Genomic DNA, 23,709 nt, shown 5'->3' with positions numbered 1-23,709 from the left:
TTTTAAGATCGTCGATTGAGTTAAATTTATTTGCTTTTCTATACTCGATGATAGCATCTGCTTTTGCACTGCCGATACCATCAAGACTCATAAGCTCCTCTTTTGTAGCTGTGTTTAGATTGATTGCTGCCATAGCCAAAGATGCAATAGCTGCAAGTGAAATCAAAATCTTTTTCATTTCCATTCCTTAAAAGTAAATTTGAGGTAAAATTCTAGCAAAGAGTGATTAATGAAGTATAAATATTGAGTAATATAAAAATGATTTTAAATATAGTTTATAGGAGAAAATCCCTGAAAATTTCAGGGAAAAAGTTTTATTTTCTAAGTTCGCGAATCTTAGCTGCTTTGCCACGTAGTTCACGTAGGTAGAATAGTTTAGCTCTTCTAACACGACCTTTTCTAAGAACCTTTATCTCTTCTATAGAGTCGCTAAATATTGGGAAAATTCTCTCAACACCAACACTGTTAGCACCGATTTTTCTGATAATAAATGTTTCGCCAGTACCGCTACCACGTCTAGCTATACAAATGCCTTCAAAATTTTGAATTCTTGTTTTGTCGCCCTCATGAATACGAGTAGCCACACGCAATGTATCACCTGCACGGAAGTCAGGGATATTCTTACCAGCAATTTGAGCATTTTCAAACGCTTCAATGTATTTATTTCTCATGTTTTTCCTTATTTATGTGGCTTTAGCTTTTGATATAAATCAGGGCGAAAGTACCTTGTTTTGCAGTGAGCCATCTTGTTTTTTAAATTGTGGATTTTAGCATGATTACCCTTTAAAAACTCTGAAACCACAAAGATAGATTTAAAATTATCAGGTTTTGTAAAAGATGGAGCTTCAAGCAAATTACCTTCAAAACTCTCCACTTCAAGACTCATGTCGTTTCCTAAAACCCCAGGTACGTTTCTTGATATCGCATCACTCATACAAAGTGCAGGCAGCTCTCCGCCAGTTAAAATAAAATCACCTATACAAAAAACTTCGTCCGCCCAAAGCTCAACAACTCTTTCATCAAGCCCTTCGTATCTACTACAAACAAAGCAAATATGATCTTTTTTAGAAAGTCTTTTTGCATCATTTTGACTAAATTTTTTACCAGCTGGCGTCAAAAAAATCACGTGGGCATTTTTATCTTTTTCTTTTACAAATTTGATCGACTCATCCAAAGGCCGTGGAAACATCAAAAGCCCTGCTCCGCCTCCGATCATATAATCATCAACTTTATTGTGCTTATCGTTGGTAAAATTTCTTGGATTTATGAAATCGATTTCAATAAATTTATTACTAATCGCACGTTTTAAAATAGAATCACAAAAGTAAGGTTTGACTAAATTTTCAAAAAGTGTAATAAATGTAAATTTCATGAATTTTCTAAGATATCTCTAGCGCCTTTTACCAAAATCTCCCCGCTTTCCAAATTTACAGTTTCGATAAAATGCCCCAAATATGGAATATAAAAATTCTTTGGTTTGCCAGCTACGACAAGCTCTTCGTCTGTTTTTATGTACAAAAGCGAATTTGCAAAATTATCTTGGATATCTTCTACAATGCCCAAAATTTCACTATTTTCTACTACTTTTAATCCAATAATATCAAACTGAAAAAATTCATCTTTTTTTAACTTGCAGTTTTTTCTAGTGAGCTCTTTTGTAGTGTAGATAGTTCTATTTACAAGTGTTTTTGCAAGGTCTAAGTCATCAAAATTTTCAAACAAAACCAGCTCTTTTTGTCTGTTATAGTCTTTTATAGTGAGCTGATCATTATTTTTATCAAAAAAGGTTGCGCCTTTTTTAAATTGCTCTGGGAAGTCGCTCTTGTTATGAAGCTTCAAGTAGCCCTTTAAACCAACACATCTCCCGATGGTAGCGACTTCAACAATATCACTATTCAATAGCTTTTACCGTTACTCTATAACTTGTATTGTCTTTTGCTTTACAGCCAATAATAACGGTCTTTATAGCATTTATCATTTTGCCGTCTTTACCAATAAGTTTTCCAGTATCAACCTTATCGGCACTTATAATGATCTCAACAAAATTTTCACCAAGCTCTTGACGCTCGATAGTTACCTTTTCAGGAAAATCAGCTATCAGCTTGGCGTATTCGTATAAAAAATTTTCAACCATTATTTTGTAATTTGCGCAACTCTATCGCTAAGTTTAGCGCCGACGCTTTTCCAGTAATCCAATCTCTCTTTGTTGAAATTTATAACATTTGGCTCAACCATAGGGTTGTAATAACCAATGCTCTCTATCCAACCGCTGTCGCGTCTTTTTCTGCTATCTGTAACAACTATACGATAAAAAGGTCTTTTTTTGCGTCCCATTCTTGTTAGTCTTACTACTGTTGCCATATTATATTCTCCTCTAGTTTTTAAATAAAGCTTAAATTTAGATAACAAATATCCAAATTTAAACCCTTTTATCAAACAGGTCTTTTTAAATTTGCTTGAGAAAGCATGTTTGCAAGTCCTTTTGCTCCGCCTTTTCCTGAAAATTTCTTAGCAAGCTTTGAGGCATTTTCAAACTGCTTTAAAAAGCGATTTACCTCCACTTGAGATAGCCCAGAGCCAGCTGCCAAACGCCTTTTTCTGCTATTGTTTAAAAGGTCTGGATTTTCACGCTCTTTTTGCGTCATAGAGTTTATCATAGCCTTAATATGCAAAATTTCTTTTGAATTATCAAGGTCTATATCTTTTATCTGATTTGCAATATTTGAAAGTCCAGGTATCATCCCCATCAAAGACTTCATACTGCCAAGCTTTTTAACGCTTTCCATTTGATCTAAAAAGTCGTTAAAGTTAAACTGACCTTTTTTTATCTTTTGATTTAGACGTTTTGCCTCTTTTTCATCAATAATAGTCGATGTTTTCTCAACCAAAGTGGCTAAGTCACCCTCGCCCATTATACGGCTTACGATACGATCTGGTATAAAGCTCTCGATATCAGCTACTTTCTCGCCAGTACCGACAAATCTAAGTGGGATATTTAGCTGTTTAGCGATGCTAATAGCTACGCCACCCTTTGAGTCAGAGTCAAATTTAGAAAGGATAACTCCAGAAATTCCCAAAATTTCATTAAAACTTGTAGCTGTCTTTACGGCATCTTGACCACTCATGGCGTCAGCCACATAAAAAATTTCATGTGGATTTATCGCATTTTTTACATCTTTTATCTCTTGCATCAATTTTTCATCGATCGCAAGACGACCAGCAGTATCTACTAAAAGCACATCATAAAGGCCACTTTTTGCCTTTTCTAATGCCTCTTTTGCTACTTTTATAGGATTGTTTTCATTTTCTATATAAAAAAGATCTATCTCATTTGCAACGCAGAGCTGTCTTAGCTGTTCAACCGCTGCTAATCTTTGCAAGTCACAAGCCGCAACTAAAACTTTTTTCTTTCTTAGTTTTAGATAGTTTGCAAGCTTGATAGTTGTCGTAGTTTTACCGCTACCTTGCAAGCCAGCCATCAAAACAATAGTCGGTGCAACTGGCGCATAGACAAAGCCTTGATTACCAGGAGCTGTTAAGATAGTCGTTAAATTTGACTTGATCGCATCTAAAAAATTCTTTTGACCAACGCCAGTTTGCTTTAGTTCGCTTTCGATAGACGCGAGTAGATCTTTGGTGACTTTATGGTGAACATCAGCTTTTAAAAGAGCTTTTTTAAGCACGTCAAGTGCGTTTTTTAGAGCTTTCTCGTCATCTACAAAACGTATCTTGCTAACGGCTAATCTAAAAGACTCGCTAATTTGTTCGAACACTAATCACCTTTCTAAGTTGTTATTAAAGGGCATATATTACTAAATAATTTCTTTATTGCTCTTTAAATTTCAAATTTATTAGATATCTCAAATCCAAGAGAGTTAAATTCTTTTGGGATCGGCGCTTTGAATTTATAGTTTAAAAGAGCGATAGAGTAAGCATGCAAAAACATTCTATTTGCTCTATTTTTGCCGTATTTCTCATCGCCAACGATAGGTAAATTTAAACTAGCTAAATGCACTCTTATCTGGTGCGTCCTACCTGTTTTTATGACAACTTTTACCAGCGTTTTTTTACCCACAACCATTAGCGGTGAAATTTCACTGATCGCCTCTTTGCCGTCTTTTGAGATCTTTGAAAAGGCGCCATTTTTATTTTTTATCGTTAAGATCGGCTCATTTACGACCGCTTCCTCGCTCATGATACCCTTAACTGCGGCCACGTAAATTTTCTCAACCTTCATCTTTTTAAACTCATTTATGGCAAGGCTCGTAAATTCGTCATTTTTTACAAGAAGCAGCACGCCGCTTGTGTCTTTATCTAGCCTGTGAAGGAGTGGAAATTTATACATTTGACTGATTTTTTCACTAGTTACGGCGGCTGGTTTATTAATTGCTATTAAATTTTCATCTTCAAAGATAACGCTTGGCTTTGGCATCTCTTCGACGTTAAATTTAGTATTTTCGCTCATTAGTGCACGGGCGATCATCACCTTTTGGCCCTTGGCATAGACTAATCCGCTGTCAATTAACTCCTTTGCCTCGTTGTTTGAGATGTTTTTTTGTTTGGCTAAAATTTTATACGCTTTTTCTTCACTCATAAAGTGCTCCTTATATCTTCTATGATCGCATCAGCGCTTGCCTGCACGGCGATCTTGCTCTTTTTAGCGTCACCATCCATTATGCCGCCGATCTCGCTTGCCTTTGCGATATAGATGTTTTCAACTAGGCTAAATAGCGCCTTTTGGTTAAATATAAACTCGCCGCTAATTATAACTGGGTTAAATTTCGCACACTCGATTGGATTATGCCCGCCGATATTTGGCACAAAACTGCCTCCAAGCACGACTATATCGCTAATAGCATAGACATTTACAAGCTCGCCTAAAGTGTCAAGCAAATTTACTTTAGCATCAAATTTATGTGTTTGACTAAATTTTGCAAAGCTAAAATCATGCTTTTTAGCGTAATCGCTCGCTAGCTTTTCAACCTCTACAAATCTCTCAGGATGGCGTGGTGCGATGATTAAAAGATCGTTTGCTTTTAAATTTAAATTATCTAAAATCATCTCTTCTTCACCAGCATGCGTGCTTGCTAGCACGATCACTCTAGCTTTTGGCTTTTCATAAATTTTACTCACGCTTGGCAAAAATGCAGCTTTTATATTGCCAACGACCTCTATTTCGCCTGCTCCAAGCGACTTTAGTCTCTCTTTATCAAGCTCGCTTTGGGCGTAAATTTTATCTATAAATTTAAAAAGATATCTATAAAAAAAGCCAAATTTCAAGTAACTTTTGTAGCTTCTATCTGAAATTCTAGCGTTTATCAGTATCACGCGACTGCCTTTTAGCTTTGCCATGAAAACTAGCATAAGCCAGAGCTCAGCCTCAAAAATGACTAAAATTTTGCTCTTTTTTAGCCAAAATGGCAAGAAAATTTCAAATGGCAAAAATCTTGTGTTAGAACAAATTTTACTTGCCGCTTCAAAGCCCGTATTTGTCACCACACTTATGGCCTTGCTCTCAAATTTTTGCATCAAAGGCTTAAGCGCTTGCACCTCGCCAAACGAGCAAGCATGAAAATGCACATCTGCATCTTGAAATTTTGGATTATTAAAGAGAAAAAAACGTGCTGGGATCGATCTATGGTACTTTTTTTTAAAACTTAAGAAAAGTAGGAAAATAGCCCCAAAAAAATAGAGTATTGAGGCTAAAAAATAATATATTATTATCACGAAACGTGTTATTGCTCTTGTTTATATAAAATTCTGCCACAATGCGGGCAAGTAACGATATCTTCGCCTTTTACAACCGCAGAGAAAGTTTTATCATTTATCTGCATAAAGCAGCCATAACAAGCTTGTTTTTTAACAGGCACAACTGCTGTGTTGTGAGCCCATTTTCTGATCTTTTCATAAAATGCTAGGATCTTTTGGTTCATCGCAGCGACAAGCTTATCTTTTTTAGCATAAACCTCTTTGCGCTCTTTTTCGATCTTTTCAAGCTCAGATGAAACCTCGCTTTTTATCTTTTCTAAATTTCCTTCAAGCTCTGTTTTTTTAGCGTTTAGCTCATCTTTTTGAGCATTTTTATTGTCTATTAGTTTTTCAAGTCTAGCGATCTCTTCGTTTGCTGCTTCAAGCTGCTCTTTTGCGATATCTTCTTCAAGACTTAGTGCTTTTATCTCTTTTTCGCTTTTAGCGCTCGAGCTTTTTTTAGCTACGTCTTTGATCTTGGCGCTAAATTCAGCGATATGAGCGTTTGTGCCTGATTTTTGTGATTTTAGATCATTTACCTCTTCGTCAAGTCTTTCTACATTAACCGCTATAGTTTCACACTCTTCTTCTATGCTTTTATAGGCTTTTTCTACTTCTTGTATGCGCGGTGTGAAGCCGTCTATTTGTTTGTCAAGATCAGATAATTCAACTAATTGTTGCAAATATTTATTCATAATGTTTCCTTTTTTGTTAGCAATATGTAAATGGGTTTTTAGAATTGCTTATTATAACTTCAATTTTTAGATTTTGCAAATATTTTGCTAAAAAATCACTAAAATAACGCTCGCTTTCATAGTGGTTTATGTCGATCAAATTTAGTCCATTTTCCTTTGCATAAAGGGCTTGGTGATACTTTAGATCGCCCGTTAAAAAGGCGTCCGCTTTGACATCTTGGATGAGATCTGCGCCGCTTCCAGTACAGATACAAATTTTAGAAATTTCATCTTTTGCATGAACGGCTCTTAAATTTTCTAACCCAAGTTTTTCTTTTACAAATTTACAAAGCTCGCTAAATTTCATCTTCACATCAGCGTAGATCAAAAAGCCCTCTTTGTTTGAAATTTCAAGCCCCAAAACCTGTGTCACAAATTTTTCATTTAAAAATGCAAGGTCGGCGTTTGTGTGAAGCGAGATGAGCGAGATATTTTTTATCATCATCTCTCTTATGAGCGAGCTTGGATAAAAGCTGTAGTCTAGGCACTTTAGCCCCTTAAAAATGAGCGGATGGTGAGTAATAATGAGCGAGTTTGGCAAGACATTTTGCAAAAGCTCGCTATCAATATCAAGGCTTAGATAAATTCGCTCAAATTCGCTGTCAAATGAGCCAACTTGCAGACCGCTATTATCCCAAGACTCTTGGCTCACAAATGGGCAAATTTCATCTAATTTTTTATAAATTTCAGCTATTTTCATCAAATTTTACTTTTGCTCTAAGCTCTCTTTATATGTTAGCGCGCACTCTTTGGCTAGCTCGCGAATTTTTAAGATGTAGTCTTGTCTTTGCGTCACGCTTATCGCTCCGCGCGCGTCAAGGACGTTAAATGTATGAGCTGCAAGCATGCAGTAATCATACGCTGGCAGTGAAATTTTAGCCTCCAAGCAACGTTTGCACTCGTTAAATGCGTTTTCAAACTGGTTAAAAAGCATATCAACATTTGCCACTTCAAAGTTGTATTTACTCCACTCATACTCGCCTTGTTTATGCACGTCAGCGTAGGTTACGATGTTGCCATTGGAGTCGTCCCAAACAATGTCATAGACGCTATTTACGTCCTGCAAGTACATCGCTAAGCGCTCAAGGCCGTATGTTATCTCGCCAGATATGAGCTCGCACGCGATGCCGCCAACTTGTTGAAAATAGGTAAATTGCGTCACTTCCATGCCATCTAGCCAGACCTCCCAGCCAAGTCCCCAAGCGCCCAGCGTCGGGCTCTCCCAGTTGTCTTCGACAAAGCGGATGTCGTGATTTTTCAAATTTAAACCAAGTCTTTCAAGGCTTTTTAGGTAAAGCTCTTGGATATTTTCTGGACTTGGTTTTATGAGCACTTGAAACTGATAGTAAGCGCCAAGGCGGTTTGGGTTTTCGCCGTATCTGCCATCAGTCGGACGGCGGCTTGGAGCTACGTATGCTGTCGCCCACGGCTTTGGTCCAAGGCTTCTTAAAAATGTCGCTTGGTGATATGTGCCCGCACCTGCTGGCATGTCGTATGGCTGAAGTATGACGCAGCCTTGCTCTTGCCAATAGTTTTGAAGCGTTAGTATTATTTGTGAAAATGTCATTTTTTGCCTTTTATTTTATTGATATATAAACTTCTATTTTATTTTTTAGGTATTTTTCAAAGTCTGTTTTATAGGTTCTTTCTAGCTCGCTACTTTCAAAATATCTCCAAATTTCATCCCAAAATTTTGCAACATTTTGTGGCTCATTTGCAAAGCTAAAAAGAGCGTACTTTCCGCTTTGTATATTTAAATTTTCACTATCTTTTTGGCGTGATATTGTGCCGATGAAGTTATCGTAATGTCCATTAAAATCACTTTCGTAGTTACAGTAAACACTATAAATTTCACTCTTGCCATCATAGTATTCGCTCATAAATTTGGACCATAAAGCTGGAATTTTGCCGTTGCCGTCCATTTCATCTTCATTTTTAGTACGAGTTTTTACTCCGTAAATTTCAAAGCCATTTTCTAAATTTATAATCTTCATAAACTACTTTTGTCCGTTAAAATTTTCAACCGCTTGGTTCCACATGAGCTTGTATTTTCGTTTTAAAAATTCAACTTCATCTTGTGAAATTTTAAGCTGTTTTGTAAGTGTTTCGACCGTTTTTCTATCCTCGTCATAGAGCTCTTGCATCGAAATGAGTGCCTCTTTTAAAAATTTATTCTCATTTCTTAAGGTCTCAAGCGTCTCATCTTTTGCGTCAAGCACCTTTTCGTGTAAATTTAGTATCGTGCCGATCGTCTTTTCGACAAAGGTAAAACCATCTTGGCTTTGCGGCTGCAAGGATAAATTTTGCGAAACACTAGGCACCACGCTCATCGTTCCCTCGCTCGCTTCTATCAAAATTTCTCCATTTTCCTCTTTGGTTTTCAAAACGCCACGATTTATCATATCCTCGATAACTTCGCGCTCCAAGTGCACAAGTTTGCAAAATTCATCAACTCCAAGATAGGTCTGCACCGCTTCTCCTTTTATAGTATCACTTCAACCTTTGAAGAATCATCCTCTAAAGCCTTTATCTTTGCCTCTCTGTCGGCCTTTAGCGCACTTGCTAGCCCCTCATCTTCAAGGGCTAAAATTTGCACCGCAAGATAGGCTGCATTTATCGCACCAGCCTTGCCGATAGCCAATGTCGCCACTGGCATGCCACTTGGCATTTGCACGGTTGAGTAAAGTGCATCAACGCCGCTAAGAGCTGAGCCAGCCATTGGTATGCCGATCACTGGTTTTGTTGTGTTTGCAGCGATCGCTCCAGCTAGGTGAGCTGCCATGCCAGCAGCTGCGATGAAGACTTTTGCGCCCTTTTTCTCGGCATTTGCGACGTATTCGCTAGTTCTTTTTGGGCTTCTGTGGGCTGAGCTGATTATCAGTTCATATTTTACGCCAAATTTCTCCAGAGTCTTTGCCGCCTCGCTAACGATCTCATAGTCGCTTTTACTTCCCATTATAATAGAAACAAATTTCATATTTTCTCCCTTAAAAAACTAAATTTTGGCAGCTTAACGCCGAGGTTTATCTCATTTTCATTACCGCTGTGAATTTCGCTCATGACCTTGCCTTTTTTGGTGATGAGCTGTTTAAATTTGATAAATTTCTTGCCATCTTGTGTAAAAATCTCAGAAATTTCATTTTCACTATCATCTATGTGTGAGCCAGTTGGAGCTACGATCTCATAGCTATTTCCTGGAAAAATTTTAAATTTACACTTAAAAAACTCACCATCTTCACTTATCGCATTTACCTGATGAGTGCCCTCTTCTAGGCTGCTAACGTGGTTTTGCGTATCGGTTCGCTCATAAGGTCTATGCACCAAGTAGCCGTCCGTAAAGCCGCGATTTTTCAGCGTATTTATCTCATTTTCATAAATTTGCGCGTCAAATTTGTCGTTCATGGCGTCATCTATCGCCATTTTATAGGCTCTTGCTGTGCAGGCTGCGTAGTACTCGCTCTTTGTGCGGCCCTCTATCTTAAAGCTATCTATCACGCCGCTATCAACGATCTCTTTGATGTGTGAGATGAGGCAAAGATCTTTTGAGTTCATGATGTGAGTGCCGTTTTCGTCCTCTTCTAAGCGGAAAAGCACGCCGCTCTCTTCATTTTTGGCATAAAGTTCGTACTTAAACCTGCAGTCATTTGCACAGCTGCCGCGGTTTGACATACGACCGCTTTGCACGGAGCTTACCAAACATCTTCCAGAATAGGCAAAGCACATCGAGCCATGGACGAAAATTTCGATATCAAGAGTTGGAATTTCCTCTTTTATCTTTATAACATCTTTTAAATTCATTTCACGTGCCACGACGATGCGTTTTGCGCCCATATCGTGATAAATTTTAGCGTCCAAAACGTTCATAACGTTTGCCTGAGTTGAGAGGTGTATCTCGATATCTGGAGCGATCTCTTTTGCTAGGCTCATGACGCCTGGAGTTGCGATGATAAAGGCGTCTGGCTTCATCGCTGAGATGGTTTGTAAGTGCCTTTTTAGTGGCTCTATCTGAGAGTTAAAAGGAAAGGCATTTATGGTCGCATAAAATTTCTTTCCCTTTTCGTGTGTGTAGTCTATCGCCTCTTTGAATGTTTCAAGGTTAAACTCCCTTGCCGATCTAGTCCTTAGCGAAAAGCTAGCCACAGAGCCATAAACAGCGTTGGCTCCGTATTCAAGGGCGATTTTAAGTTTTGTTAAATTTCCAGCTGGAGATAAAAGCTCAGGCCTTTTTAGCACTATTTTTTACCCAGACTTTCTATCAAGGCTTCGATGTCGTCGTTGCTGACTAGGTTTTCAGTCGTTGTATCACCAGCGATATGAACAGCAGAGCCAACACGTTTATCATCATCGATACGACCTTCAAACAAGGTATTCATATATTTGCTAAGTGCCCTCATAACGTTGATAACACGCTCTATCTTTTGCCTGTGGATGTCTTGATACTGCATCATATCCATAGCCATCATGATCTCATCTTGTCCCATTTGTAAATTTGAGATGATATTATCGATCGTGCCAAGAAGCGAGTTGTTTTTCTCTAAAGCTTCGCTAAATGCGGCAATATTTGGAAATTTCTCACTTAGCGTCGTAAATAGCTCAACGTTTGAGTTTATCGCATCTTTTAGGCTGTTTGAGTCGCTCTCAGCGTCCATAAAAAAGTTATTTATCGTCTCAAGCTTGTCAAACATCTGAGTAGCTTTCTCTTCGCTATCTCTTGTCACATCGTCAAGCTGATGTACCATTTTATGGTCTTCAGTCGGTGGTGGTGGTGGCCAAACGCCGTCTGCACTCACTCTGTAGTTTTCGCTCTGTTTTGAGCTACTCTCTGACTTTGCTTGTGGCTCATCTGCTTTAGCACTCATTGCCTCTGCAACTTCTGCTACCTCGTCTGTTTCCTCTTTGACGTCCGCGACCTCTTGGCTGGCATCTTTAGTATCACCTAAATCATCCTCTAATCCGCCTGCCATAAGCGCGTCAAGTTCCTCTTGGGTCATAAAAGCTCCTAATAAAATTTGCCTTGATTATATAGGATTTAAATAAAAAGAAAGTTTAAAAAGTATGCGTTTATCTTTAAATTTATCAAATTTTAGGTAGCATTTTTGAAAAATAAACGACTTTAAAAGGCTAAAAATGACCGTCGATCTTCACAACCACACACCGCTTTGCAACCACGCAGTTGGCGAACCGCTAGAATTTGTGAGATGCGCCATAAAAGCTGGCACAAAATACTTTGGCTTTAGCGATCACGCGCCGATGAACTACGATGAAGCTTATAGGATGAAATTTGAAGAGATGCAAAGCTACGAAGACGAAATTTTACGTTTAAGAGAGGAATTTGGCGGTGAGATAGAAATTTTACTTGGCTACGAGATGGACTTTTTAGATGGCTTTATGGACGAGCGAGTTTTTGCTAGAAAGGTTGATTATCTAATAGGCTCTGTGCATTTTTTTAACGGCTGGGCGTTTGACAACCCTGAATTTATCGGTGGCTACGAGGGCAAAGACTTGGATCAAATTTGGCAGGAGTATTTTGATCACATAGAAAGATCAGCCAAACTTGGTAAATTTGACATCATGGGGCACATCGATCTTTTAAAACTCTTTAAATTTTTACCTAAAAAAGATGTCAGGATCCTAGCCAAAAACGCGATAAAAGCGATAAAAGAGGCAAATTTGGTAGTTGAGATAAACGCAGCTGGCTTTAGAAAGCCCATCGGCGAGCAATATCCAAGCATAAATTTACTTGAGCTAATCGCCGAAAATAACATAACCATCACCTTTGGCTCAGACGCTCACGCCAAAGAAGACATCGGCAAAAACGGCGAAATTTGTGAGCAGATAGCTAGAAATTTGGGATATTCAAAGTGTGCGATATTTAAAAATAGAGATAGAGAATTATTAAAATTTTAGTTTGGGGTCAAATAAAATATAAAGATAATCTTAAATATAAAATTTTGTGATACAATACGAAAATTAAAAACCAAAAGGAGATAAAAAATGGGAAAATTTGTCCAAAACATCGATCATTTTTTTGATTTTTGCAAAGAAAATGAAGTTAAATTTGTAGATTTTAGATTTACCGATCTAAACGGCGCTTGGCACAGCATAAGCTACAACATAAAAGCTGTTACAAAAGAGAATTTCACAAACGGCATCCCGATGGACGCTAGCTCGATGAACGGCTGGCAGCCTATCGACAAGAGCGATATGATAATGAAGCCAGAAGCGACATCTGCGTTTTTGGACCCATTTACCTCTGACATCACAGTCGTTGTTTTCTGCGATATCTACGACATCTACAAAGGTCAAATTTATGAAAAATGCCCTCGCTCGATCGCAAAAAGAGCTATGCAATATGTAAAAGATAGCGGACTTGGCGACGAGGCATATTTTGGCCCTGAGAATGAATTTTTCGTATTTGACAATGTCAAGATCATCGACAGCCCAAACTGCGCGATGTATCAAGTAGATAGCGAAGAAGGTGAGTGGAACGACGCTGCAGACTTTAAAGATGGCTACAACACAGGCCACCGCCCACGCAGAAAAGGCGGCTACTTGATGACACAGCCAATCGACAGCATGGTCGATCTAAGAGCCGAGATGATGCAGGTTTTGGAGCAAGTTGGCCTTGAAGTTTTCCTAGGACACCACGAAGTCGCTCAAGGTCAAGGCGAGATCGGCGTGAAATTTGGTAACTTAGTCGAGGCTGCTGACAACGTTCAAATTTACAAATACGTCGTTCGCATGGTCGCTCACCTAAACGGCAAGACGGTTACATTTATGCCAAAACCACTTTATGGCGATAACGGCAGCGGCATGCACGTGCATCAATCAGTTTGGAAAGACGGCAAAAATTTATTCTACAAAGAGGGCAACTACGCAAATTTAAGTGACTTTGCTAGACACTACATCGGCGGCGTTTTAAAACACGCAAGAAGCGTTGCAGCTTTCACAAACCCGAGTACAAACAGCTACAAACGCCTAATCCCAGGCTTTGAAGCACCATCTATCCTCACATACTCTAGCCAAAACCGCTCAGCGAGCATCCGCATACCTTACGGCGCTGGCGAGAAGTCAGTTAGAGCTGAGATGAGATTCCCTGATAGCACGGCAAACCCTTATCTAGCCTTTTCAGCGATGCTAATGGCAGGCCTTGACGGCGTTAAACACAAATACGAGCCAGTTGGTCCGATGGATGAAAATTTATTTAAACTTCACCTCGATGAGATCAGAGAGCGCGGCATCGAGCAGCTCCCACACACACTTCGTGGTAGCCTTGAGGCGCTTATCCGCGATAACGAATACCTAAAACCGATAATGAGCGATCTTTTCATCGACACTTATCAGCACATGAAATTTGAAACTCAGGTTTGGCCTTACGAAGCACGTCCAACCGCTTATGAGTTTAAGACTTGCTTCTCTTGCTAAAACGCAACCTCCAAGCTCTTTTTGGGCTTGGGGACTTCTTATTTTAATAAAATTTAAAATCTGCGGTTGTTAAATTTTGATATAAATTTGAATTTGTGCTTAAAGGTCAAATTTAACATATCTTAGCGCATGTAAAATTACAATCTAAAATAGCCATAGCAGGCAAATTTAAAATCTAAAATTAAAAACACAAAATCCTACGGTGGTAAAAATTTGAGCTAAGTTTGATTTTGCAAACAAGGGTTAAATTTGCCATAGTTTTAAATTTATCGCCTCATTAAAAGTTCAAATTTAACAAGCCCTAGCTCTTTTAAATTTGCAATATAAATTTGAGATTTTATTTAGTCAGGATAGCAGCAGATAAATTTATAAAAAAGCTAAATTTGACCACTTTTATTTAAAAATTTACGCCAGAAAAGTCAAATTTAAAGCGCTAAATAAAGCAAATTTACAAAACAGCCAAACCCCTAGCTATTTTGCACTTCAGGCTGTCCAAAGAGCCTATTTGCCTCTTTTATCACGCCCTCTTCTCTTTGCTTTTTAAGCTCCTCTGGGCTTTTGCTCTGACTTAGCGACATCAGCTCTTTTGCAAAGTCATTTTGTGGCTGAGATAGCGCATTTACGCTAGTTTCAGGCGCTACCTCGGGCTTGCTTACTGGCTCATCTTTTTGCTCGTCTTGCTGCCTAGCCTTTATCTTGGCGATCTCCTCGTCAAGGTAGCTATATTTATCTTGTGGCTTAGTTTGTGGCTCAGACTTTGCAGCAGGAATTTGAGTTTTAGCATTTACGATCTTGATCTTTTTACCAAAAATTTTATGTAAAATTTCATGCATTACGCCCCAGCTTTTTTTGAAAAATGCCAGCTCATCGCCAGTTGCATTGACAACTAAGCCAAGCTCATTTTCATTTAAAAAACTAAAACTTATGTGATTTTTAAAAATTTCTCCAAGCTCAAAGCTTCTATCATAAATTTTTGCCACAAACTGCTCGTATGGCGACTTTGGCGCTTCTTTTAGGGCTAAAATTTGCTCACTCACGCCAGTTTTTGGCTCTATAGCCACGCTAGGCTCGCTCTTAGCAAGCTTTATGGCTTCATCGATATCTTGTAAATTTAGCGCCTCTATCATCATAAAAAGCATAAGCATCAGCACAAAGCCATTGTCGCTTGATACGCTTAACATCGACTTTGCCTGCGCCAATATCCTAAAAAATCTCTCATATATAAGGAGTGAAAATTTTGGGTCATTGTCTAAAAATCTCTGCTTCAAATTTGCCAAAATTTCATCTATAATCATCTCTGGCTCATAGGTCTCAAGCTCGGTTACTAGCACTCTTATGGCGTTTTTATCGGCATTTGCGATGTGCTCGATGATCTGCTCGATCCTACTTGGATCAAGAAGTCCGAGCATCGCTGCCACGCTTGATTTTGTGATATTGCCAGCGCCATAAATGATAGCTTGATCAAGTAGCGTTAGCGTATCTCTTAGCGAGCCGCCGCCGCTTCTTGCAAGTATCTCAAGCGCCTCCCTCTCGTAGCTCACGCCCTCTTTGCTAAGGATAAATTCAAGGTGTTTTACGATCTCATATCTGCTTATTTGCTTAAATCTAAAATGCTGCGTCCTTGAAAGCACCGTCGTTGGAAGCTTCAAAGGGTCGGTAGTCGCTAAGATAAATTTAACGTAGCTTGGCGGCTCTTCAAGCGTCTTTAAGAGCGCATTAAACGCCTCTTTTGTTAGCATATGCACTTCGTCGATGATGAAAATTTTATATCTAGCAGCCGTCGGAGCGTACTTTGTCTGCTCTATAAGCTCCCTTATATCGTCGATCTTTCTGTGGCTGGCTGCGTCCATCTCGATGATGTCCATGTGGCGCGACTCGTTTGCCATCACGCACTGCGCACAGACCTCGCAAGGCCTAGAAGTTGGCCCTTTCTCGCAGACCAAAGCCTTTGCAAATATCCTAGCGCTCGATGTCTTGCCGCTTCCCCTAAGGCCTGAAAACAAATAAGCATGGCTCACTCTATTTTCATCAAGTGCGTGGGTTAGGCTCTTGCTTACGGCTTCTTGTCCGATGAGCTCGTCAAAATTTTTTGGTCGATATTTTAGGGCTAGTGCTTGCAACTGCTTTCCTTTTTGCAATTTTAATTTGCTGATTTTATAAAAAAAGGCATAAATTTATGGTTATGATAAAGTTAAATTTTGCTAAATTTAAGCCAAACTTTAGCGAGAAGGATAAATTTGCAAGCATTTATATCTGGATTTTTCACCTCTTTATCGCTCATTTTGGCCATTGGCGCGCAAAACGCATTTGTGCTAAAACAGGGCATCAAAAGAGAAAATATCTTTATCATCTGCCTTATTTGCGCTATTAGCGATGCTGCCTTGATCTTTGCAGGAGTTTTTGGGCTTGGCAGCCTCGTGCAAAATTTCTCCATTATCAAGCAAATCGCCCTATATGGTGGCTTTTTATTTTTACTATTTTACGCACTAAAGAGCTTTCACGCGTGCTTTTTTAAGGATCTTAGCATGGATACGAGCGGCGATTATGCCAGATCAAATTTAAAGAAAAACATCCTTTTAACGCTTGCATTTACTTGGTTAAATCCTCATGTCTATCTTGACACGATGATCCTAATAGGCTCGGTTTCTACTAAATTTAAAGATGAAAATTTGATATTTGGCGTGGGGGCTAGCCTTGCCTCATTTTGCTTTTTCTTCGCACTTGGCTATCTAGCTAGGTTTTTAGCGTCCATCTTTGCAAGGCCCATCTCTTGGAAAATTTTAGAGTTTTTTGTCGGCCTCATCATGCTCGCCCTTGCCTTCATGCTCATTTTTGCTAGCTTCTAGCCTCTTTTTTAGCGCCTCTTTTTTGCGAAGTTCGAGCTGGTAGGCTTCATTTAGCGCGTCTTCATCGTCCAAATTTGCTCCGTCTAAAAATTTACGGTAGTCTTCAAACTGCCTATTTTTTATCCCCCAAAGCACACCAAAAAGCAAGGCCGCCCCCATCAAAACCGAGATAAAAACAAGCATCGCAAGAGTCGTTGTATCCACTATTTATCCTTAAATTTTCTAACTATAAAAAGCGAGTTTAGTATGACGCTTAGCGAGCTTGCCGACATGAAAAGCGCGGCAAAGAGCGGCATGACGTAGCCACAGACAGCAAATGGCAGGCTAAGGGCGTTATAAAGCAGGCAAAAGAGTAAATTTTGCTTTATCGTTTTATAGGTAAATTTTGAAATTTTCACCGCTTTTGCTAGGCTTTGCAAGCTATCATCAAGTAGCACAACGTCGCTTTTCTCTAAGCTCACCGCCGCGCCACTACCCATGCAAATGGCCACGTGGGCAAGGCTAAGCGCAGCTGCGTCATTTATGCCGTCCCCTACCATCAGCACGTTTTTGCCCTGCTGCTTGAGACCAGCTATAAATTTAGCCTTTTCATCAGGCAGCATCCCTGCCCTAAACTCGCTCACACCAAGACCCTCTGCCACATTTTTTACAACATTTTGCACGTCGCCACTTAGGATACACACCTTCATACCAGCACTCTTTAGCTCATTCATAAGCGCCTTTGCCTCAGGCTTTACGCTATCTTTTAGGTAAAATTTAGCCACCAGCTCGCCCTGCTTGCCCACAAAAAAGCTCACATTTTCTTCGCTCTCTTCAAATTTAACCCCATTTTCAGCCAAAAAGCGCTTGCTCCCAGCCACAAAACGCTCACCCAAGATATCAGCACTAACTCCCTTTGCTACGCTTAAATTTGCATTTTCAAGCTCAACTTTTTTTGCACCTTTTTGCTTTAAAAACTCGGCCACCGCCACGCTTATTTGGTGGTTTGAGATGAGGCAAAGCGAGTAAATTTTATCGATATCCACGCCCTCTTTTATAAAAAACTCGCTCACTTCAAATTTGGCCTTTGTAAGCGTCCCAGTCTTGTCAAAGACCGCCACGTCGCACTTTGCAAGGCTTTCAAAAAATTTAGCCTCCTTAAAAAGCACCTTGTTTTTAAAGGCAACCCCAAGGGCGCAAACGCTGCTAACTGGCGTGGCAAGGGCAAGCGCGCAAGGGCAAGCGATGACGATGACGCTCACAGCTGTCACTATCGCTTCTGAAAAGCTAAATTTAAAGTACCAAAACCAAAATGTAAAAAATGCCAGAGTAAGCACACTAAGAGAGAATTTCGAGGCGATTTTATTGACTGCTAGCTCGATATTTGGCTTTTTTAGCTCTGCGTTTTGGAGTAAATTTATAAGCTTATTAAGATACGAGTTTTTAAAAATTTGCCTTGCCTCATAGACGATCTGTCCGTTTAGACAGACGACGCCACTTTTTACCTCACCGCCGTAGCTTAACAAAAGTGGCAAACTTTCGCCTGTTAAGCTTGAGCTATCGATGCTTGCCTCACCGCTAAGCACCACTCCGTCAATCAGCGCTCTCTCGCCAGCTCTTAGCACGATCTTTTCGCCTAAATTTACATCCTTTGGCTCTTTTAAAATGTCCTTGCCATCCTCTAAAACGCACACTTTTGCAAGCAACATATCGCTTAAGAAATTTGAAGTCTCAAGCGCCTTTTTCTTACCTAAAATTTCTAAAAATTTACCGATAAAAACAAAGGTTATGATCATCGCAACCGAGTCAAAATAACTCTCGCCACTTCTTGTAAGCATCGCAAAAATCGAGTAGATATAGGTTATGCTAGCCCCCGTGATAACGAGCAGGTCCATATTTGGCGAGGCGTTTTTAATGGCGATCTTCGCACCCTTGAAAAACTCGCTACCAGTATAAAAAAGCACAGGCGTTGCCAGCACAAACTGCGCGAAGCTTAGCAGGTCCTTCACGTCGCTTCTGATACCGCTAAAGTAGCCGCCATACTGCGCGATCGCCAGCCACATGATATTCATCGTGGCAAAGACACCAACAAGCGCTTTTGCGTAGAAATTTCGCCTTTTTTTGACCAGCTCGTCCTCTTTTTGGCTCGCTGCATAGGCCTTTGGAGTGTAGCCAACGGTGTAAATTTTCTCAATTATCTGCTCCACTAAAAGCTCTTGCTCATCGTAAACGATAACCGCCTTTTGGCTAAGCGAGTTGATATTTACCTCCAAAATTCCAGGCAGGCTAAAGAGTGCCTTTTCAAGCAGCCAGATGCACGCTGAGCAGGTTATGCCGTCAATGATAAGTGAAATTTTAGAAAACTCGCTCTCTTTTGTCACCAGCTCGCTAAAATTTGCCGCTAAATTTTTGACATTTGCACCGCTACTAGCAGGATTTAGCGTGTTTTTGCCAAGCCTCTCGTAAAACTCGCCAAGGCCGCTTTCATTTAAAATTTCATAGACGCCCTTGCAGCCAACGCAACAAAACTTAAGCCCGCCTTTAGCCTCTATCATCGCGCTTTCATCAAAGCTTTGCTTGCAGTGAGCGCACCTACACTTCACGGGCGCTTCTTTTTAAGCTGGTCTAAATAGCCATATATCGTGATCTTTGAGACGTTTAGCTTGGCTGCCACGACCTCGATAGCGCCCTTTATGTTAAAAATGCCCTTTTCGTTCATAAAGCCCACGAGTTCTAGCTTTTGCTCTTTTTTAAGCTTTTTGCCCTCGTTTTTGGCGATGATCTTGTCGATCAAATTTAAAACTATCTGCATTACGTCGTCATTTTGCTCGCTCTTGGGCTCATTTTCACTCGTCTTTAAGAAATTCCCAGCCATTTCAAAAAGGCTCTTTGCTACGCTTGCATCGACATTTACGCATATCGCCCCGATGATCTCGCCGTGCTCGTCTCTGATAAAGGCGGTTGAAGACTTCACCAGCTTTTCGTCCTTGGTAAAAAAGTAGTTTGCCACGTAGTCGTCTTTGAAATTTTTACTATTTAAGACCTCGCTTACAAGGTGGTCAAAGCTTTGTCCGACCTTTCTGCCAGTGACGTCGCCAGCTACGTAGACGACTGAGCGCTGCGGGTGTGAAAGGTCGTGTAGCACGACTTCGCAGGCAAATGGCGAGCTTTTTTGTATGAGATTTGCCGTTGGGATAAATGCCTTTAAAATAGGATGCATAAGGCGCCTTTTTTTACCGAGTAGTTTAGCCAAAATATTTTTAAATTCTCGATAAGAAAAAATATAATTTTTTATGAAAATTTACGAAATTTAAGTGGTAATAATAATTTTTTATCTATAATCCTTTAAATTTTTAAGGAGAAAATATGAAAATTTATGAAACCGAAATTTCAAAAAAGAAAAAGGCTCACTACTCTTTGGCGACCGAGCACAACGGCATCCTCTACATCTCAGGTCAGCTTAGCATGGATCCTGAGACTAGGCAGATCCCAGAGGGACTAAAGGCGCAAACAAGGCAGGCTTTAAAAAACCTTGATAATGTGCTAAAGCTAGCAAATGCGACAAGAAATGACATCTTGATGTGCCGCATCTATACGCCAGATATCGACTTTTGGGACGAGATAGATGACGAGTATGCGCTATTTTTTGGCGAGCACAAACCAGCTCGTGTCGTAGTGCCAACAAACAAACTTCACTTTGGCTGCCTACTAGAGATCGAAGCCACAGCGATACTTGATAGAAAATTTTAAAAGGAGCAAAAATGTCTAAATTTATCTGCTCAAAGTGCGGCAAGAGTGCAGAATTTGAAAGAGCGATATTTACGTGCGAGTGTGGCGGGCTTTATGATCTGGAGTTTAAACCAGTCAAATTTGATCTAAATTTGATCGATCAGCGCGAGTTTAGCCTCTTTAGATATCGCGAATTTTTCCCTATCAAAAACGATCTTTGGCGCGATATCAGCCTTGGCGAAGGACTAACAAAGAGCGTAAAATTTGTTGACTCACTCTATCTTAAAATGGACTACGCGATGCCAACACTCTCCTTTAAGGATAGGGGTGCGGTGATGCTTATTTGGTTTTGTAAAACCAATGGCATCAAAAAGATCTTGCAAGATAGCAGTGGAAACGCTGGAAACTCAGTCGCTGCATACGCTGCTAGAGCTGGGATAGAGTGTGAAATTTACGTCCCAAAAGGCACAAGCGAGAAAAAGATAAAGATGCTTGAGTACTACGGCGCAAAGGCGGTTGTCTTTGACGGCACACGCGACGAGACGGCAGATGCTTGCAGAAAAAGGGCAAAAGATGAGGGCATATTTTACGCAAACCACGTCTTTAACCCGCTTTTTTACCAAGGCACTAAAACATATATATATGAAATTTACGAGCAGCTTGGCTTTGTCCCTGAAAATTTATTTCTGCCAGTTGGCAACGGCACCTTGCTAATAGGCTGCGAGATCGCTTTAAAAGAACTTTTTGAGGCTGGAGTGATCAAAAAGCTACCTAAAATTTTCATCATTCAAAGTGAAAATTGCGCGCCGTTTCTTGGGGCGACAAGCGAGCCAGTTGCGATAAAAGCTAAGCCAACTTTGGCTGAGGGCATAGCGATCGCAAAACCTGCTCGTGGCACTGAAATTTTATCTAGCGACTACGCTGGCGAGCGCGAAGTGATCACGATAAAAGAAGATGATATTGAGCCAGCTAGAAATTTCCTAGCAAGCCTTGGCTTTTACGTCGAGCACACCACAGCAGCCATCTACGCGGCATACGCAAGCTACGTAAAATCGCACGAACTTGAGGGCAAAAGCATCATCTCGATGTGTGGCGCTGGTCTGAAAAGCGAGCATTAAGATAAATTTGCAGGTCATTTTGCCTGCAAATTTGCCTATTTTAGCGACTTTGGTTGTGGCATTTCTTGACAACAAAGTTTTATTTTTATAAAATGCCAAAACTTTCAAAAAACTTTTGAAGCCCAGAATTCTGCAATCTTATCCCCGCATTTAAAGAGGAAAAATGGAAAACAACAACCAAACCGAGCAAAGTGCTGCTCAAAACACAAAAACTACAAAAAAACATCAAGCATCAAGAACCCACGTACCAGTCGACGGACACAAGATCGAAGAGCTAAGAACGCTTAGCTTAGACGAGCTAGTGCAGATCGCAAATGGCGTTGGCGTCGAAAATCCACGCGAATTTCGCAGGCAGGATTTGATATTTGAGATACTAAAAACCCAGACAAAACAAGGCGGCTTTATACTATTTACTGGAATTTTAGAGATCACAAACGAAGGCTACGGCTTTTTAAGGGCTGTTGATGCAAATTTAAGCGACAGCTCAAACGACGCTTATGTTTCAAACTCTCAAATCCGCAAATTTGCACTTCGTGTGGGCGACATCATCACAGGACAAGTTAGAGAGCCAAAAGATCAGGAGAAATACTACGCTCTTTTAAAGATCGAAGCGGTAAATTATATGCCTCTAGCAGACGCAAAAGAGAGGCCACTTTTTGACAACCTAACCCCTCTTTTCCCAACCGAAAAGCTAAATTTAGAGTATGATCCGATGAAGCTAACGGGCCGTGTGCTCGACCTTTTCACGCCTATTGGCAAGGGTCAGCGTGGCCTCATCGTTGCACCTCCAAGAAGCGGTAAAACAGAGCTTATGAAAGAGCTGGCTCACGGCATCGCCAAAAATCACCCAGAAGCCCAGCTCATGGTGCTTCTAGTCGATGAGAGACCAGAAGAGGTTACCGATATGCAGCGCTGCGTAAAAGGCGAGGTATTTAGCTCGACATTTGACCTGCCAGCGCTTAACCACGTCCGCGTGGCAGAGCTTGTCATCGAAAAGGCAAAACGTCTAGTTGAGATGGGCAAAAATGTCATCATCTTGCTTGATAGTATAACCCGTCTAGCACGTGCCTACAACACAGTTACTCCGCCAAGCGGCAAGGTGCTAACAGGTGGCGTGGATGCAAACGCACTTCACAAGCCAAAACGCTTCTTTGGCGCAGCTAGAAACATCGAGCACGGCGGCTCTCTAACCATCATCGCAACTGCGCTAATTGACACTGGCTCACGTATGGACGAAGTGATATTTGAAGAGTTTAAAGGAACTGGAAACAGCGAGATCGTGCTTGATCGCAACATCTCAGACCGCAGAATTTACCCAGCTATCAACGTGCTAAAATCAGGCACCAGAAAAGAAGAGCTACTTCAAAAGCCTGATGAGCTTCAAAAAATTTGGGCTATTCGCTCTGCGATCGCTACTATGGACGATGTCGAAGCGCTTAAATTCTTATACGCAAAGATGCTAAAAACAAAAGACAACAAAGAGCTTCTCTCTATCCTAAACGAATAAATTTAACTGAGCTTGAAGCGCTTGCTTTGAGCTCAAATTTCTTTTTTACATCAAATTTCTCAATAAATCTTTCATAGTTATACTAATTTAAATTTTTCAGTTTTATTTTTTTGTAAAATCCGAATTTCTAACTTCTACAAAAAGGAAAAATATGAAAACAAAAGTCGTTCTTTCAGGTATTACAGCAATGCTTGCTCTTGCTCTAACTGGATGTGGTGAGCCAACAACTTTGGCTGAAATTTGCAAAGCTGATATGGGTAGTATCAAGCACTTTAAAGGTGAAGTGAAAGTCTATAAAAGGGTAAGCTATACGACCAAATACGACTATATAAAGGACCAATCAAGACTAGAAGAAAATGGAAAAGGTTATCTGATAGTAGATAAAGATACAAAGGTTGATCTAGATAAATTTAATGAAAAAGAATCAGACGATTACAAGGTTATAAAAAATAGCATAGCAAAAGGGACACCTTATTATTACGGTGAACAAAAATATGGAGAGATAGGTGACGAAAATGCGACAGAATTTTTGGCAACATTAGAAACACTAAATCCAAGATGTATAAAAGGCGAGGAAATAAAACTAAGCCATAAAGATACAGAACTAACTCCGATAAAATAAC

General features: G+C 40.1%; 28 protein-coding genes. 7 read left to right on the top strand and 21 right to left on the bottom strand.

All coding sequences use genetic code 11. The features are described 5' to 3' along the window. The 17 genes from CYP77_RS06620 to CYP77_RS06540 all read right to left on the bottom strand — a co-directional run. Nucleotides 1-133: ComEA family DNA-binding protein (locus tag CYP77_RS06620; RefSeq protein ID WP_141090841.1), on the bottom strand; the 133-nt coding region annotated here is incomplete at its 3' end. Between the two features lie 181 nt (nt 134-314). Further along, nucleotides 315-671, bottom strand: coding sequence for a 50S ribosomal protein L19 (rplS, locus tag CYP77_RS06615; protein WP_002941851.1), 357 nt, complete (start codon nt 669-671; stop codon nt 315-317). Between the two features lie 8 nt (nt 672-679). Further along, nucleotides 680-1,372, bottom strand: coding sequence for a tRNA (guanosine(37)-N1)-methyltransferase TrmD (trmD, locus tag CYP77_RS06610; RefSeq protein ID WP_103566762.1), 693 nt, complete (start codon nt 1,370-1,372; stop codon nt 680-682). Then, entirely contained in the window at nt 1,369-1,899 is a 531-nt protein-coding gene (gene rimM, locus CYP77_RS06605) for a ribosome maturation factor RimM (protein WP_103566759.1), read from the bottom strand. Before rimM ends, trmD begins: the two co-directional genes overlap by 4 nt. Next, a complete protein-coding gene (locus CYP77_RS06600; protein WP_009293991.1) occupies nt 1,892-2,134 on the bottom strand; it encodes a KH domain-containing protein in 243 nt (80 codons plus the stop codon). The genes rimM and CYP77_RS06600 overlap by 8 nt, the downstream gene beginning before the upstream one ends. Next, nucleotides 2,134-2,361 carry a 30S ribosomal protein S16 gene (gene rpsP, locus CYP77_RS06595; RefSeq protein ID WP_009293992.1) on the bottom strand — a complete coding sequence of 76 codons (228 nt, stop codon included), beginning with the start codon at nt 2,359-2,361 and terminating at the stop codon, nt 2,134-2,136. Before rpsP ends, CYP77_RS06600 begins: the two co-directional genes overlap by 1 nt. A gap of 71 nt (nt 2,362-2,432) precedes the next feature. Next, nucleotides 2,433-3,773 carry a signal recognition particle protein gene (ffh, locus tag CYP77_RS06590; RefSeq protein WP_021085569.1) on the bottom strand — a complete coding sequence of 447 codons (1,341 nt, stop codon included), beginning with the start codon at nt 3,771-3,773 and terminating at the stop codon, nt 2,433-2,435. Nucleotides 3,774-3,835: 62 nt separating this feature from the next. Further along, nucleotides 3,836-4,594: an RluA family pseudouridine synthase gene (locus CYP77_RS06585; RefSeq protein ID WP_103599721.1), complete on the bottom strand. Its 759-nt coding sequence runs from the start codon at nt 4,592-4,594 to the stop codon at nt 3,836-3,838. Next, complete coding sequence (gene waaA / locus CYP77_RS06580) at nt 4,591-5,727, bottom strand: lipid IV(A) 3-deoxy-D-manno-octulosonic acid transferase (RefSeq protein WP_103599720.1); 1,137 nt, start codon at nt 5,725-5,727, stop codon at nt 4,591-4,593. The genes CYP77_RS06585 and waaA overlap by 4 nt, the downstream gene beginning before the upstream one ends. Nucleotides 5,728-5,735: 8 nt before the next feature. Further along, nucleotides 5,736-6,443, bottom strand: a complete 708-nt coding sequence (locus CYP77_RS06575) for a zinc ribbon domain-containing protein (RefSeq protein ID WP_103567331.1) — start codon at nt 6,441-6,443, stop codon at nt 5,736-5,738. Nucleotides 6,444-6,459: 16 nt separating this feature from the next. After that, nucleotides 6,460-7,182, bottom strand: a complete 723-nt coding sequence (locus CYP77_RS06570) for a Nif3-like dinuclear metal center hexameric protein (protein WP_103567332.1) — start codon at nt 7,180-7,182, stop codon at nt 6,460-6,462. 6 nt (nt 7,183-7,188) lie between these two features. Beyond that, nucleotides 7,189-8,049 (bottom strand): glycine--tRNA ligase subunit alpha, encoded by an 861-nt coding sequence (gene glyQ / locus CYP77_RS06565; protein ID WP_021084368.1) that lies wholly within the window; start codon nt 8,047-8,049, stop codon nt 7,189-7,191. Nucleotides 8,050-8,059: 10 nt separating this feature from the next. Next, complete coding sequence (locus CYP77_RS06560; protein ID WP_103567333.1) at nt 8,060-8,476, bottom strand: GyrI-like domain-containing protein; 417 nt, start codon at nt 8,474-8,476, stop codon at nt 8,060-8,062. 3 nt (nt 8,477-8,479) lie between these two features. Beyond that, the gene (locus tag CYP77_RS06555; RefSeq protein WP_103567334.1) at nt 8,480-8,953 is read right to left on the bottom strand and encodes a DUF3972 domain-containing protein; all 474 of its coding nucleotides are present in this window, start codon (nt 8,951-8,953) and stop codon (nt 8,480-8,482) included. A gap of 11 nt (nt 8,954-8,964) precedes the next feature. Further along, the gene (purE, locus tag CYP77_RS06550) at nt 8,965-9,459 is read right to left on the bottom strand and encodes a 5-(carboxyamino)imidazole ribonucleotide mutase (protein WP_103567335.1); all 495 of its coding nucleotides are present in this window, start codon (nt 9,457-9,459) and stop codon (nt 8,965-8,967) included. Then, nucleotides 9,456-10,715: a peptidase U32 family protein gene (locus CYP77_RS06545; RefSeq protein ID WP_103567336.1), complete on the bottom strand. Its 1,260-nt coding sequence runs from the start codon at nt 10,713-10,715 to the stop codon at nt 9,456-9,458. Before CYP77_RS06545 ends, purE begins: the two co-directional genes overlap by 4 nt. Continuing rightward, complete coding sequence (locus CYP77_RS06540; protein WP_103567337.1) at nt 10,715-11,473, bottom strand: chemotaxis protein; 759 nt, start codon at nt 11,471-11,473, stop codon at nt 10,715-10,717. Before CYP77_RS06540 ends, CYP77_RS06545 begins: the two co-directional genes overlap by 1 nt. 136 nt (nt 11,474-11,609) lie before the next feature. Between CYP77_RS06540 and CYP77_RS06535 the strand changes: the two genes are divergently transcribed. Together CYP77_RS06535 and glnA are read left to right on the top strand one after the other, a co-directional pair. Beyond that, nucleotides 11,610-12,389, top strand: a complete 780-nt coding sequence (locus CYP77_RS06535) for a histidinol-phosphatase (RefSeq protein WP_103599719.1) — start codon at nt 11,610-11,612, stop codon at nt 12,387-12,389. 87 nt (nt 12,390-12,476) lie between these two features. Further along, nucleotides 12,477-13,907, top strand: a complete 1,431-nt coding sequence (gene glnA, locus CYP77_RS06530; RefSeq protein WP_103567339.1) for a type I glutamate--ammonia ligase — start codon at nt 12,477-12,479, stop codon at nt 13,905-13,907. Between the two features lie 467 nt (nt 13,908-14,374). On the opposite strand, the gene CYP77_RS06525 is transcribed toward glnA, so the two are convergent. Then, nucleotides 14,375-16,027 (bottom strand): DNA polymerase III subunit gamma/tau, encoded by a 1,653-nt coding sequence (locus CYP77_RS06525; protein ID WP_103567340.1) that lies wholly within the window; start codon nt 16,025-16,027, stop codon nt 14,375-14,377. A gap of 117 nt (nt 16,028-16,144) precedes the next feature. On the opposite strand from CYP77_RS06525, the gene CYP77_RS06520 reads away from it, so the two are divergent. Next, nucleotides 16,145-16,753, top strand: coding sequence for a LysE/ArgO family amino acid transporter (locus CYP77_RS06520; protein ID WP_258032398.1), 609 nt, complete (start codon nt 16,145-16,147; stop codon nt 16,751-16,753). Here CYP77_RS06520 and ccoS read toward each other — a convergent pair. From ccoS to CYP77_RS06505, 3 genes are read right to left on the bottom strand one after another with little or no spacing between them, the layout of a single operon-like run. After that, nucleotides 16,688-16,957 (bottom strand): cbb3-type cytochrome oxidase assembly protein CcoS, encoded by a 270-nt coding sequence (ccoS, locus tag CYP77_RS06515; protein WP_103567342.1) that lies wholly within the window; start codon nt 16,955-16,957, stop codon nt 16,688-16,690. The genes CYP77_RS06520 and ccoS overlap by 66 nt on opposite strands. Then, nucleotides 16,957-19,335, bottom strand: coding sequence for a heavy metal translocating P-type ATPase (locus tag CYP77_RS06510; RefSeq protein ID WP_103567343.1), 2,379 nt, complete (start codon nt 19,333-19,335; stop codon nt 16,957-16,959). The genes ccoS and CYP77_RS06510 overlap by 1 nt, the downstream gene beginning before the upstream one ends. Next, nucleotides 19,332-19,952: a helix-turn-helix transcriptional regulator gene (locus CYP77_RS06505; RefSeq protein WP_103567344.1), complete on the bottom strand. Its 621-nt coding sequence runs from the start codon at nt 19,950-19,952 to the stop codon at nt 19,332-19,334. The genes CYP77_RS06510 and CYP77_RS06505 overlap by 4 nt, the downstream gene beginning before the upstream one ends. A 146-nt stretch (nt 19,953-20,098) precedes the next feature. Between CYP77_RS06505 and CYP77_RS06500 the strand changes: the two genes are divergently transcribed. From CYP77_RS06500 to CYP77_RS06485, 4 genes are all read left to right on the top strand, one after another. Further along, nucleotides 20,099-20,482, top strand: coding sequence for a RidA family protein (locus CYP77_RS06500; RefSeq protein WP_103567345.1), 384 nt, complete (start codon nt 20,099-20,101; stop codon nt 20,480-20,482). A gap of 11 nt (nt 20,483-20,493) precedes the next feature. Further along, nucleotides 20,494-21,579: a pyridoxal-phosphate dependent enzyme gene (locus tag CYP77_RS06495; protein WP_103567346.1), complete on the top strand. Its 1,086-nt coding sequence runs from the start codon at nt 20,494-20,496 to the stop codon at nt 21,577-21,579. Between the two features lie 163 nt (nt 21,580-21,742). Further along, nucleotides 21,743-23,086 (top strand): transcription termination factor Rho, encoded by a 1,344-nt coding sequence (rho, locus tag CYP77_RS06490; RefSeq protein WP_103567347.1) that lies wholly within the window; start codon nt 21,743-21,745, stop codon nt 23,084-23,086. Between the two features lie 151 nt (nt 23,087-23,237). Then, complete coding sequence (locus CYP77_RS06485) at nt 23,238-23,708, top strand: hypothetical protein (RefSeq protein WP_103567348.1); 471 nt, start codon at nt 23,238-23,240, stop codon at nt 23,706-23,708. Nucleotide 23,709: the final 1 nt, after the last annotated feature.

Origin of the sequence: Campylobacter concisus (assembly GCF_002913865.1) — a bacterium.
GTDB lineage: Bacteria > Campylobacterota > Campylobacteria > Campylobacterales > Campylobacteraceae > Campylobacter_A > Campylobacter_A concisus_AM.
This window is presented reverse-complemented; position numbering and strand designations above follow the sequence as displayed.